We start from the raw sequence: 12319 nt of genomic DNA on the forward strand, positions 1-12319 counted from the left end.
ACGCATCATTGTCAAGCATCGAGATGTCATCCGCCTCTGTCGACGGCGTCGCCAGCGCTTGTTGCCGAATTGACGCATTCCGCATGGGTGGGCGGTAGTACATACCCTGATACGCCATTTCGTCGTCAGGGGATAACCATGAAAGTAGAAGGATTCTACCGGTCGATTGCGGCCGCCCTGGTCGCGCTTGTCATCCTTGCCAGCGCGGCCGTCACCAGCTGCAGTACCGATGGCTCCGCCTCGAAGCGAGCCGTCGAGACAGGGGTATCGCCCACGGCGGATAGTCCGTCGGCGACGGCCAGCCCCGGCGTGGCGGCCCTGGTCATCTACAATGCCAATGTCGTGACCATGGACGACAACAACGCTTCCGCTCAGGGTGTCGCGGTCGGGCCCGCCGGCCGGATCATGAAGGTGGGCACCAACGCGCAGGTGCTAGGGCTGGCCGACAAGAATACGCAGCGGGTGGATCTGCGCGGCGCGACGGTGTTGCCGGGGTTTATCGACCCGCATTCGCACATGGCCGGTTATGCGATGTACAACGATCCAGAGCACTGGACCGACGTCTCCAACGTCAACGTGCTTTTCAAGCCTTTGCCGGGCACGCCCGGATGCCTCGACGCGAAGGATTACCAGCACTGCTTCGTGCCGGTACAGACACAGCAGGATGTGACGGCGCGGATCAAGGCGGCCGTGGCGAAAATTCGGCAGTCGGGGTCGCAGATCGATCCGCTGCCGGTGCTGGCCTTCAACTACGACGCATCGCGCCTGGGCCACGGCGCCGGCTGCAGCAAGCCGGATGGCCTCGGCCTCGATTGCGAAACCTTCGAAAACGGTCTGGCACGACCGCAGCTCGATGCCATCGCGCAGGACCTCCCGATCTACGTCACCAGCGAGTCGGGTCACATTTCCTATGTCAACACCAGGGCGTTGCAGATGCTCAATATCTGCAACACCTCCGTGGCATCCGGTGGGTGCCACGCGCCCACCACCAATCCCACTGTCGAGTCCCAACTTGCCGAGAAGGGGCAGCTCGACGAGGATCTGTCGCTGTACGCCACCGGCAAGATGCAGGGATTGGTACTCCATCGCTATGCCGGCCTGGCGGAAACGCTGTTGCAGAAGGCCGCCACAATCTATGCACAACACGGCTATACGCTGGCCCAGGAAGGCGCCGCGACGATCGGCGATATCGGGCTCTACAACAACGTTCTAAAAAACTGCCTGCCGACGAAGTGTCCCTTCCCGCTGTCCGCGGCCATGGTGGCCTATGACGACAGCAGCCCCGATTTTTCGTCCGTCGTCGCCACCGGTGCGGCGGGCCGAACCCTGGTGGGCAGCAACCCGCTGCTCACCGTGGCAATGCTGAAAAGCTTCACCGACGGATCGCCGCAGGGCTATACCGCTTTTCTCAACTCGCCTTACATGCAGGTGTTTGCGCCGTTCACCAACGGCGGCATCTTTCCGCAGCCGTATGTCGGCCTGCCCGATCTGAGCGAGCAGCAGATTCAGCAGCGCCTGTACGCCGCGCATGCCGCCGGCTTTCCGATGCTGATCCACCAGATCGGCGATGCCGCGATCGGCAATGCGGTGCGCGCGGTGATGGCCTCGGCCACCAAGGACCACTCGGTGCCGCCGCCGGGCACGCACGACGTGATGCTGCATGCGCCGATGATCACCACGGCACAGCTCGATCAGTTGAAGACGCTGAACCCGGGCGTAGTGGTCAGCATCATGTCGACCAACGTGTATTACTACGGCCTGCCGGAATGCCAGCAGGTGCTGGGCCCGCAGCGCACGATGAACATCTACCCTGCCCGTGCAGTGCGCGACCGCGGCCTGCATCTCACCTTGCACAGCGATACGCCAGTGACGCCGCCTTACCCACTGTTCGAGATCTGGGTGGGCGTGACGCGGCAGACCCAGCAGCCCCCGTGGTACCCGAACCGCAACACACGGACCTGCCCTGTGGTCTTCGCCAACAACCCGGCTTACCCGGGCGACGAGCGCATCAGCATTCTGGATGGCATAAAAGCGTTCACCACCAATGCCGCCTGGCAATACGGCATGACCGATCGCGGCAGCCTCGCCACCAGCAACGTCGCCGACATGGTGATTCTGTCGAGCAATCCGCTCGATCCCTCGGTCGTCGCCAACCCCAACCTGCTGCAGAACATCCGCACCCTGGCCACGGTGAGCTACGGCCGCTACATCCCCAACCCCACCGCCAATCAACCGCCGGTTTGGCCGAACTAAGCACGGGGTCAGGTTGGACGACCGCTGATTTCCCCGACACTCCGTGCAAGGACAATCCTTGCATGGAGGTGTTCGATGGAAACGCGTCAGCGGTTCACGCCGGCGTTCCAACGCGCAGCAGCCGAGTCGCCGGTGCCTGCGGCTTCCGCGAGCGTGGGTTCGCACAGAGCACGGTCGAAATCTGACCCGGTCGTCTCTGCTCGTTTTCGCTCAGAGCTTCTGCGCTTCGATCCGGTCGAAGACTTCCCGCACGGCAAGCGCCGCGTTGAACACGACTTCGCCCAGGGTCGACACGGTCTGCGGATGCAGGGGCTCGTCACAGCCGACCGTGATCACGTCGCCATGCGCCGTAATCGTCCGAAGCAGCGTGTTGAGCTCGTCGAGCTGGTCGACGGTGACTCCGAAAACAAGGCGTTCTTCCGTCATGGCGTTCCTCCTCCGGTGATATCGCGAATAAGCCTCCACACAAAAAAGAATATCTGTTTTTCAGATATTTGAAAAGCAGATATAGCGTCATGGCTGTCGTTTCGGATAGCCGCCATGCCCGCCAAGTCCATACATAAGGATGAGTATTCGGTACTGCTGCGCCGCCTGCGCGAGCTCCGCACCACGGCCGGCATGACCCAAGTAGACCTGAGCACAGCACTGCAGCGCCCTCAATCCTACGTCAGTGACGTCGAACGTGGCTCACGCCGGATGGACTTGCTGCAGTTGCGCGAACTCTGCAATGCCTGCGGCAGTTCGCTGACCGACTTCGTCGATGAATTCGAACAGGAGTTGGATCAAGTAAGACCAGTACGCAAACCGCCAAAGCGACCCTAGCCCGATAAGTGAATCTGGGGTGGCACGGTTTCGGGCACGCAAGTAAACCTTGCCAAAGTTTCAACAGGGAGGACGCAGAAATGGAATCATCGGTACTCACGTTCGCAGCGCTGAATGAGAAGATCGAGGCGTTGCCGCTTCATCCGTCTTATCAATTCTCGCCATCCCGCAAGGCAAAATGGGGCATCGCACTAGCTGCCATCGCAGGGGCAATGGCACTCATACTCGGCAAAGTACTGCCGGCGAAATCTTGGGTATTGGCGCTGCTCATCGTGCTGCTGATCATCGAAATCGTGGGGCTCATCCTTGTCGCTATCGCAGAGCTGCCCGGCATAAAGCTCACACCAACCGCCGAGCGGCGCGAATTCGCCGAGATCCTGGACTTCGACATGCCACATTACGATGGCCTGATCGTATGGCTGAGCACATTCCCGCGCGAACGTCTGGAAGCAATGAGCGCCTTCGCCAGCCACCGCACCCTGCGAGTGCAAAGCAAGCTCCCCCTACTGACTGGCAATTTGGACAAGCTGGGCGCCCTGCCTGTCTTCGCAGCTCTTGTTATCCAGTTCAAAGATCTGCAATGGCCGCCACAGCCAAGCTGGAGTGAAGTCATCCTGTTCGGCGCACTGATGTTCGTCTATTGGCTAACCATGTTGCAGGTCGGGGCACGCCTTCGGTTGGAGCTGTACGACATGCTGCTGACGAAAGCACTGACGGCATGACATTGCTGCAATCGAGATTGGGAAAATAAGCGAGCCGGACCACGTTACTGCCCCTCAAGGTGAGGCAATGCAGGGAATTTCGGGAAAATCATCATGCCAACAACTAATGGTCGCACCGACGAAAACAAAAAACGCATTCTTGCCAAGTACCGACTGCATCCGGTTATACACACCTGTTTGCTCCATGGAAAAACCGTGGAATGCTGCTGCGGGGATAAGCTCAACGTTGGTGATACCGATGCCCAGTATCATCAATTCGACGTGATCGACCCCAGAAGTGGTACGGCTGTCGATACTCTCTATGCTGGCCAAGGTTGTGCCAAAGCATTTGAGCGGTTGTCGCAGGTATCAGGGGTATCATCGATAACATTGCTGCCACTGTTCAATCCGTTGCAACCACCCCAAGGCGGAGGCGGAGGCGGCGGTCATGGGCAGCCGGTCACACCGTTCCCATGGCGCCCATCGAGGTTGAGCAGGCCATCAACCTGACACTTATTTGCTGGAATTCGCCACCGAAATCAGGAGGCGTTTTCTCCACGTTACTGGAAAAAATACGTCGTGCTCCAAGCCAACCTTTGATGGATTGGGAGGTTAGATCTATCAATACCGCGATTGGCACTCGCGGAGGGACGCTAACGGCTAGGTTGGCTATATTGCGTGTAAACAATCCGAAGCTGAGGCACTACGCTTTTCCCGCAATTGCTGCGGTTTGCAGAGCGAGGCGATACGGTTGGGGAAAACAATCAATAACAATCTGCAATGACGTTCTAAAGAACCTGGTCAATTCGCGTGAAATCAGCCAACGCGCCGCGTAGCTGAGCTCTATAACTACTCATCCAAGCAGACGGCTACGCTCTTAATCGAAACGTTGGGCAACTCAGCAAGGTTCATCCATGGCCTCTAACATTGAACGATACAAGAAAGACTTCGAGCGCCTGCGTAGACAAGGCGGTCTTTTACAGCAAGCTTTTACGCGCGACATCTATGGAAAGAGGTATGAAGCCGCCGTACTCGAGTCGTGCAAAGGCGACAAGAAGGTCGCAAAGTCTCGTTTGGACGCCTTGCCAAATTTCGATGAAACCTATCAAGCCTGGTATTCAGAAAGCATCGTATTACTTAAGCAAGTGCTGCCTGACAGATTGAATGACTTCGTTCGCTTATATGAGAAACCAAAAGGGCGTAAAGAAATCAGCTTCGAAAATTACCGGATAGAGGACGCGCTGCAGGGACTACAAGTCACGCGACTTGGTGAGGTTCTAACTGATTCAAGCGCAGCAATGCCACATTTGAAACAGCAGATCGCAATCCTGGACTCTTTGAGCAGCAGATTCGAGAGTTCTCTTTACGATATTCGACAAATGGTCCAAGCAGATTTGCTTGACGATGAGCTTGAGGCCGCGCGTGAGCTCTTGAAACACAAATTCTTGCGCGCGGCTGGAGCTGTTGCGGGCGTAGTGCTGGAGAAGCACCTATTGGAAGTTTGCAACAACCACAATGTCAAGATTGCTAAGAAAAATCCAACGATCTCAGATTTAAACGAGGCGCTAAAGAGCGCATCCGTGATTGGCACTCCAGAGTGGAGATTCAATCAACACCTCGGCGATATAAGAAATTTGTGTGATCACAATAAAAGCAAAGATCCAACATCGGACCAGGTTAGCGATTTGATTGATGGTGTTGCAAAGGTAACTAAGTCCATTTTTTAAAGGCTGCTTAAGCTTCATCAAAGCAAATGCGTGAAAAGACGCGTGCCGCTTACGTCCAGCGTTAGGCATCAATCAGAAGCATTCTATGCGCGTGGATTTGGCCGTCTGCAAAAAAAACTAGTCACCCTCGTTCAAGAACCTTGGTCGATCAGCGCATCACAGATCATGACGCGGTTGGTGGCAACGAAACGGAGGAGGCGTCGACGCGGCTATGAGCCAGAAACGTGGTCAGGTTCACTTTCCGACTGGCGGAGAGGGCTGACACCGACAAAACCCAGTGACCGTCGACGCTATCAAGAGGACGCGCCCACGTCGATCCTCAGGCAATGGCCAGACAACCTCGACTCGACTTGCCCGGTATTCCGCAACACGTTGTCCAGCGAGGCAACAACCGTCTACCCTGCTTTCTCGATGACGCCGATCGACGACGTTACCTGACCCTGCTGGGCGAGGCGTTACTCGACACGGACTGCAAACTGCACGCCTACGTATTGATGGACAATCATGTTCATCTGCTAACCACGCCGCCGAAGATCGGTGCGGTTGCTCGCCTCATGCAAAAACTGGGGCTCGGCTACGTCGGCCAGTTCAACGCCCGTCATCGGCGCACCGGGACATTGTGGGAAGGGCGCTACAAGGTCAGCCTGGTCGATAGCGAAAGCTATGTGCTGCACTGCCACCGCCATATCGATCTCAATCCCGTTCGTGCCCGCATGACGGATGATCCGACAACCTTCCCGTGGTCCAGCTGCGCCAGCCATTGCGGCCTTCGCCAAGAGGCCACTCTCTCGCCGCATCCGCAATACACCACGCTCGCCGCCACTCCGGAAGCTCGCGCCGAAGCCTACCGCCAGCTCTTACACGAAGCCCTATCCGACGACGACCTGAAAGCCATCCGAACCTACCTGCAACAACAACGGGCCTTGGGTCGCGATGACTTCCGCGCGATGGTCGAAGCCAAGACCCACGCTTCCCCGGCGTCAGGCCCGCGCATCGCCCACCTCACCCAAATTCAAACGACCGTAAGTGAACCTGACCCTGTTTCGGCGCAGCAATGAAACACAGTGTGGAGGAGGGCAAACTTATTTGTCCGCATGACGAGACGACAGACGCGACAGCAAGTTATCAACGCTTCGTTTGGTGTGAAAAACATGAGACCCGGCACACAGCGTGTCGGGTCTCATGTTTCACAATGACAATCGGTCTCGCGCTTGATTACGCTGCGGCCGCCAGATGCAGATGCTCGGTCGGCGATGAGGCCGTCAGCAAGCTGTCCATCGCCATGCCTTGGCTTTCGGTATGAAAAGCAGCCATGGCGTGCACAAGGGCATGGAGGTCAGGCATGCCTGCTGTACTTTCACTGTGGATGGCATCAGCGCTCGATGCATACTTCGAATGGGAAGAAGCGAGCGGGGCCATTGCAGCGGTTTGCGACGGTGGGCTATAGCCGCCATTGTCTCCTGGCGGCAGATCCGGATCGGGAGCGGACCAGTATGAGCCGCCATCACCGGCACCAGTCACGGTATCTTCAGAATTGTTTTGCCCGAACACAATGGAACTGTTCGTTGCTGTTACGGCGTCGTTTGTACCCGTAATCGCCAGCGAGTCGTCATCGCCACCCTTGATCTGATCGTTGGATCCAACGATCGTGAGCGACGTATCATCGGCCACGGTGATGGTAGCGTTGCTGACGTTTATCGTGTTGCCATACCCCGTGACATTCAACTGACTGCCGTCCGCCCCGGTAAAAGTGTCGCCCGAACCACTGATGACGAAATTTCCCAAGTCGGCGGTGATGCTGCTGCTCGTCAAACTGATCACTGTCGCGTCGGTTATGCTTGATCCGCCCAGTGCGAGCGTTTGCCCCGATCCGGTCAACGTGTTGCCTGCACCTATCGCCGTAGCACTTCCGCCTGTTGTGAAAAAATCGATGGACTTGTCCGTGGCCGATATCGTGTCACCCACGCCGTGGATCTCCAGACTGTCTCCTGTCTGGCCGTCGATGAAAGCAATCGCTGCATTGGATGCGTTTAACTTATTTCCCGTGCCTGAAATCGAGATACTGTTGTCGCCACCGTCCAGCGGGCCGTTGAATGTGATGCTGCTATTGGTTCCACTGACGAAATCATCCGATCCTGTGAGGAGGATGACGTCCTGATTACCACCCAAAATAGCGTTGGTGTCGCCATTGATAGTGAACATCGTCTTGTCTCCGAGAGCGATGGCACCTTGCGTGACCGAGAGTGATTCTCCCGGAACATCTTGTTCTTCATCACTGAACGTAAGCGTGCTTCCAGCCGCTGCGGTAAACGTATTGTTTCCGTTGACGATTTGAAAGCTGTCTCCATTGGATGCGATGATCTGATCATTGTCTAATTCAAGTATCGCGCTGACGTTGGCCCCCACGTTGATGGTGCTGTTCTCGATATACACATCAAAATTGCTACCGCTGACGAGATTGAGCTGGCCACCTTCAAGGGCGTTAATGGTATTGCCTGAGCCCGAAACATTGAGCGTGTCGTCGCTGGTGCTGTCCAAGTCAATGGTGTTGTTTGATCCATTGATCGTTGTCGTTCCCATTGCCTCAAGCTCAAAGTTTGCGCCAGATACAGTCAACGTATTTCCGGTTCCACTGTATATCGAGTAGTAGCCGCCGCTGCCAGCGGAAACCACATTGTTGGAGCCGGTAATCTCAAAATAATTGCTGCCAGCCGTACTCGTATAGGTGTTGTTGTCACCTGTCAGACCAAAGGAGCTAGTACTGCTGCTTGAGCCGCTGTAGGTGTTGTTGTCTCCTTTAAGGTTAAAGGCGCTACTCGCGCTTATGATCGTGTTGCCCGAACCATTGAGCGTGTCGCCACCATAGGTGCTGTCGTTGAACGCGACGGTAACGGTTCCATTGGATTCGTTGATGGTGTTGAGACCCACAAAACCGCCTGTCGTCGTCGGTGCGTTCAAAGTGACCTGGCTGCCATCGCCCACCGTGGCGGTGTTGAAACCGCCCGCGATGTTGAGCTGGGTATTGGCGCCACCGTTGAACGTAAGAGACATCCCATTGAGCGCGAACTGACTGCCCACGCCCGCATTGACGGTCAAGCCAGAGCCATTGATTGTCTCGCCTGTGCTGCCTGACGCGGCGGCAACGGTGCTTTCATAGGCTTGTGTAGCGTTAAGCGTTTGATTGTTGCCATTCATCTGAATGGTGTTCAAAACCGGACTTTTAGCGTCGGTCAAGGTAACGCTTGAGCCGTCACCGTTGATGACGATGGTGTTACCCGCGGTGCTTATCGTTTCGTTCTGACCGGTAACGGTAAGCGTTGTGTCGGAATTGTCGGATAACGTGAAAACGTTATTGTTTCCGATTGCAGTTGTTTCGGAACCCGGGTCTAGGGTAATTACATCATCTGACCCGTCCAAATTAATGCCAAGTGATTCTTCATTGGCCATGGCGACCTGCATATTGCTTGCGTCAATATCCAGGTCAGCATAGTCACTGCTTAATTGTATTGTTGAATCATTTGAACCGTCCGAAGCGACGGGGATGGTGGTAGCCTCGCCAACGCTGCGAACACTTCCATCCGGGTTGATGAAAAAGAAGTTCTCGGAATTGTCCGAAGAGTTGAACACAACGCAGCTGGCGTCTTGGCCGGTTCCGCCCTGTGGAACGCCGCAATTGAATCCAGTAATTGCGAGATTCTCATCTATCTGGAGATCGCTTAACGCGCTTGCGCCGCTTGCAATGGAAGATGTCGTCAGCCCAAGCTGATCGAAATTAACAGTAACGCTGCCTCCATCGGCTGCAGAGACAGCTTGATTTAAATCAAATGCGCCATATAAATCGTTATACGTTATTTCTGTGTCGGGTGTCTTTCCCGTCGGGTCAGATGGATTGGCATATCCAGATGGATTTGCCAAGGACATGTAATTGGCAGCGGATTGAATATTCGCTGCATTGGTTATATCAATTGTGCCATCTGATAGTGTGTTGATGCCGGCCACTTGGCTCGCGTATGGATCGGCCGCGATGGCCGCAGCGAGCTGGTCTTGAGTGAGTGGCGCACCACCATTGGCCGCAACCGCTGCGCTGAGATTGGCGTTATAACCGGCAATGTTCGCTCTCCCTTCATCGTCAAGGTGGGCGAGAACATTTGTGTTAATTATAGATGTTAATGTGGTGCCAGCAGGTAAGCTTCCCGGGTTATTGTAGTAAGCGCTGAGATCGTTATTATAGACTTGAGTGGCTGCAGGGATTGTTCCTGAGCCGGGCTCATTTTGATAATAAGGTCCGTTGTCGATCGCGTGTTGTGTTTCATGCGCCACAAACTCAATAATATCAGCCGGTGAATTTATGATTGTATTTAAGTAGGATGATCCAATTTCCATCGTTGTATTCAATGGATTATATGCCCCACCAAGCGACGAATTACCGGTCGTATTATAAGAAAACTTTGTAATCGTCTGGTTTGCTACCTGAGCTTCCAGGGCGTCCAATAATGCGGGCGATGAAGAAATAGCGTTGTAAAAAGTGGTGTATTCCGCGCTCTTGTTTTGAGCTGCCATTTCATTGGATAGTTGCGTCAATAGGTCATTAAGAGTTGCCATAACTATAATCCATTATTTAATTGTTAAGAAACATAACTAATAACAGGGCTAACTTTTCCTGAAATTAATGAAATATCTGTTATCTAGAGCCGCCCGTATATCTCTACAATAAAAACGCAAGCCTGATCCGGTTTTATGGGATCGATAAAATCTTTGTTGTCGCCATAAGAAATTACTACACGAGATTTATTTTTCGAATTTACAAAATCTGACGCATTTGATGTTCTAAATTCGCTGCTCAGTGGCGTGACATTTTTTTCTTTTTCTGCTTTTGTAAACCAGCCCAGATCGCTAAGTTCTTTTATAGAATTACCGGCATTTATGCATTCTTTCTTATCATTCAAATAAAAAGGCCAGTTGATGTTTAAGATCGACATTTTACCGCCAGGATTTATAATTTTCCCGTCTAATACATACTTTTTAAAATATTCGACGTAAGTTATATTTAAATTCCAAGAGCTGCTGCTTATAAGGTGCGCACTATAGCCGCTGCTTCCGAAATTTCTATCGCGAATAGATTTAACGTTAAAAGTTGACTCAAGATCTTGGGGTTCGACATATCCGCCATGCAGTTGTATGAGACTAATAATTTTTCCCCACATCACATCGTTGGTATATGGCGGATTATCACGTAAGTAAGGTTGTGCGTCAGGCGGATTTGTTCTGTTGGGTTGACCGGAATTTGCAGCGTTCGATGAAATGAGATTGGACGGGGCGGACTGAGACATAACATTGCTTATGAGCAATACAGAAAAGAATAAGATCGATATGGTCTTTCCTAAAGACTGCACTCTTATGCCAGCTCGATGGGTCTTAGTGAGTCGTGCGTTCATCTCAGTAGATTTCCTTGAAGGATTCATGACCTTGCGTCGAAAATTTCGAAATTGATCGTATTCAGCGTTCATGCAAGCTCTCCGCGGTGTTTTTGAATGAGTGGCTCCAGGAAGTAACTGATGACTCGCCGGTGAAAAACGGGACGGCGGAAGTTAAATCCCGCCTTGGTGTTCTTCGGCGCTTGAACTCGGGCCACTTCGCCATCTGGTGTTTCCCTCTCGGCCACATCGACCCTTCCTGTATCCGGCCGCGCTGGATCATGGCTGAACTCCCTCGCCAAGAGACAACCGACCTACAGCAACTCATCCGGCTTGAACAAATACCCATGCTTCTTCCATCCCGACGCGATGCCCATGTCGTAGCCGTAGACCAGCGTCACCGCAACGACATCCTCGTTGGCGATATTCGGGTCGGCTTTCGCCATCAGCTGGGCGATGCGCTTGGCCATGGCGCCATCGTCAGTCAGCGGCGCATCCAGCCACAGCGACGACTGCAGGGAGTGCGTAGTCTTGCCGCCATTGAAGGATGACCACCCGCGTACGACTTGCGCCGTCATTACGTGGGGTTGGGTGGACAACGTCTGGTACAGCGGCAGGATGCCCGCGAAAGTCTGGGTCTGCGCGAACCGACTGGCGACCGCTGGCGCGCTCAAAGCGATAACAGCGAGCAGAGCCACCACGACGATATGCCCACGCCACATGACGGGGAACGGTACGGGCTGCGCCGCACGATCGAAGCGCTCCACGTACGAGCCCACCGCCAGGTCATGCAGGGACTGCCGTGTGCGGCGATTGAACAGGTAAAGGTAGATGATGGCGAACATGCCACCGAATACGACGAGGGCGAGCAGGTAACCCAACGGTGTCGACATCGCTAGCTTAGGATCAAGCGGCAGGCCATTCGCAAAGAACGGAATGCCCAACACCGCGTAGCGCAGCACCGAGCGCGGCAAGGACAGCAGCTGGTCGTGGGCATCGACGACCCGCACACCAAGCCAGCGTTTGCCTAATGTCTGCCCGCCACCGATACGGCTGTTGCAGATACCGAAATAGGCCAGCGCGATCGCAAAGCCGATCAGCTTCGCATAGGCGCCCATGCGCGCGAACGTATCAAAGAACAACGCGCCCAGAATCCAGCCGACGATGCCGAGCAGAATCGAGTCGACCGCGAAGGCGCCTAGACGACGCCAGAAGCCGGCAATCTCCCGATCCGACCCACCTTCCGTATGCAATGCGTCCATGTACTTCCCCCTGAAGTGGGGACATCTTGCCGCAAGAATGATCGGGAGGCGAGGTGCGCTGCGGCATGGGCAAATTCCATCGCCTAACAAAAGCCGCTACGGGCACAGCAAAGGGGGACGGAGGGAATGAAAACGCGCCG

General features: G+C 54.6%; 10 protein-coding genes. 5 read left to right on the plus strand and 5 right to left on the minus strand.

Features of this window, described 5'->3' with window-relative positions; translation table 11 throughout:
• Positions 1 to 138: 138 nt before the first annotated feature.
• Positions 139 to 2253, plus strand: coding sequence for an amidohydrolase family protein (locus HDE76_RS07185; RefSeq protein WP_184506319.1), 2115 nt, complete (start codon positions 139 to 141; stop codon positions 2251 to 2253).
• Positions 2254 to 2463: 210 nt separating this feature from the next.
• On the opposite strand, the gene HDE76_RS07190 is transcribed toward HDE76_RS07185, so the two are convergent.
• Positions 2464 to 2679 (minus strand): hypothetical protein, encoded by a 216-nt coding sequence (locus HDE76_RS07190; protein WP_184506321.1) that lies wholly within the window; start codon positions 2677 to 2679, stop codon positions 2464 to 2466.
• A gap of 114 nt (positions 2680 to 2793) precedes the next feature.
• Between HDE76_RS07190 and HDE76_RS07195 the strand changes: the two genes are divergently transcribed.
• The gene (locus HDE76_RS07195; protein ID WP_184506323.1) at positions 2794 to 3075 is read left to right on the plus strand and encodes a helix-turn-helix transcriptional regulator; all 282 of its coding nucleotides are present in this window, start codon (positions 2794 to 2796) and stop codon (positions 3073 to 3075) included.
• A gap of 80 nt (positions 3076 to 3155) precedes the next feature.
• Positions 3156 to 3797, plus strand: a complete 642-nt coding sequence (locus tag HDE76_RS07200) for a hypothetical protein (protein WP_184506325.1) — start codon at positions 3156 to 3158, stop codon at positions 3795 to 3797.
• A 54-nt stretch (positions 3798 to 3851) separates the two neighbouring features.
• Here the strand turns inward: HDE76_RS07200 and HDE76_RS07205 are convergent, their stop codons facing one another.
• Complete coding sequence (locus HDE76_RS07205) at positions 3852 to 4109, minus strand: hypothetical protein (RefSeq protein ID WP_184506327.1); 258 nt, start codon at positions 4107 to 4109, stop codon at positions 3852 to 3854.
• Positions 4110 to 4690: 581 nt separating this feature from the next.
• On the opposite strand from HDE76_RS07205, the gene HDE76_RS07210 reads away from it, so the two are divergent.
• Both HDE76_RS07210 and HDE76_RS07215 read left to right on the plus strand, forming a co-directional pair.
• On the plus strand, positions 4691 to 5503 hold the full coding sequence (locus HDE76_RS07210; RefSeq protein ID WP_184506328.1) for a hypothetical protein: 813 nt from the start codon (positions 4691 to 4693) through the stop codon (positions 5501 to 5503).
• Positions 5504 to 5853: 350 nt separating this feature from the next.
• Positions 5854 to 6561, plus strand: coding sequence for a transposase (locus HDE76_RS07215; RefSeq protein ID WP_255481471.1), 708 nt, complete (start codon positions 5854 to 5856; stop codon positions 6559 to 6561).
• 157 nt (positions 6562 to 6718) lie between these two features.
• On the opposite strand, the gene HDE76_RS07220 is transcribed toward HDE76_RS07215, so the two are convergent.
• The 3 genes from HDE76_RS07220 to HDE76_RS07230 form a co-directional block, all read right to left on the minus strand.
• The gene (locus tag HDE76_RS07220; protein WP_184506330.1) at positions 6719 to 10105 is read right to left on the minus strand and encodes a hypothetical protein; all 3387 of its coding nucleotides are present in this window, start codon (positions 10103 to 10105) and stop codon (positions 6719 to 6721) included.
• An 83-nt stretch (positions 10106 to 10188) separates the two neighbouring features.
• On the minus strand, positions 10189 to 11010 hold the full coding sequence (locus tag HDE76_RS07225; protein WP_184506332.1) for a hypothetical protein: 822 nt from the start codon (positions 11008 to 11010) through the stop codon (positions 10189 to 10191).
• A gap of 221 nt (positions 11011 to 11231) precedes the next feature.
• Entirely contained in the window at positions 11232 to 12179 is a 948-nt protein-coding gene (locus HDE76_RS07230; protein WP_184506334.1) for an RDD family protein, read from the minus strand.
• Between the last annotated feature and the right edge of the window lie 140 nt (positions 12180 to 12319).

The organism is Rhodanobacter sp. ANJX3, assembly GCF_014200755.1.
GTDB lineage: Bacteria > Pseudomonadota > Gammaproteobacteria > Xanthomonadales > Rhodanobacteraceae > Rhodanobacter.

What these genes read in the sequence shown, in the direction of transcription:
- HDE76_RS07185 (WP_184506319.1), top strand. Translation starts at nt 139, where the DNA reads ATGAAAGTAGAAGGATTCTACCGGTCGATTGCGGCCGCCCTGGTCGCG.
- HDE76_RS07190 (WP_184506321.1), bottom strand. Translation starts at nt 2,679, where the DNA reads ATGACGGAAGAACGCCTTGTTTTCGGAGTCACCGTCGACCAGCTCGAC.
- HDE76_RS07195 (WP_184506323.1), top strand. Translation starts at nt 2,794, where the DNA reads ATGCCCGCCAAGTCCATACATAAGGATGAGTATTCGGTACTGCTGCGC.
- HDE76_RS07200 (WP_184506325.1), top strand. Translation starts at nt 3,156, where the DNA reads ATGGAATCATCGGTACTCACGTTCGCAGCGCTGAATGAGAAGATCGAG.
- HDE76_RS07210 (WP_184506328.1), top strand. Translation starts at nt 4,691, where the DNA reads ATGGCCTCTAACATTGAACGATACAAGAAAGACTTCGAGCGCCTGCGT.
- HDE76_RS07220 (WP_184506330.1), bottom strand. Translation starts at nt 10,105, where the DNA reads ATGGCAACTCTTAATGACCTATTGACGCAACTATCCAATGAAATGGCA.
- HDE76_RS07225 (WP_184506332.1), bottom strand. Translation starts at nt 11,010, where the DNA reads ATGAACGCTGAATACGATCAATTTCGAAATTTTCGACGCAAGGTCATG.
- HDE76_RS07230 (WP_184506334.1), bottom strand. Translation starts at nt 12,179, where the DNA reads ATGGACGCATTGCATACGGAAGGTGGGTCGGATCGGGAGATTGCCGGC.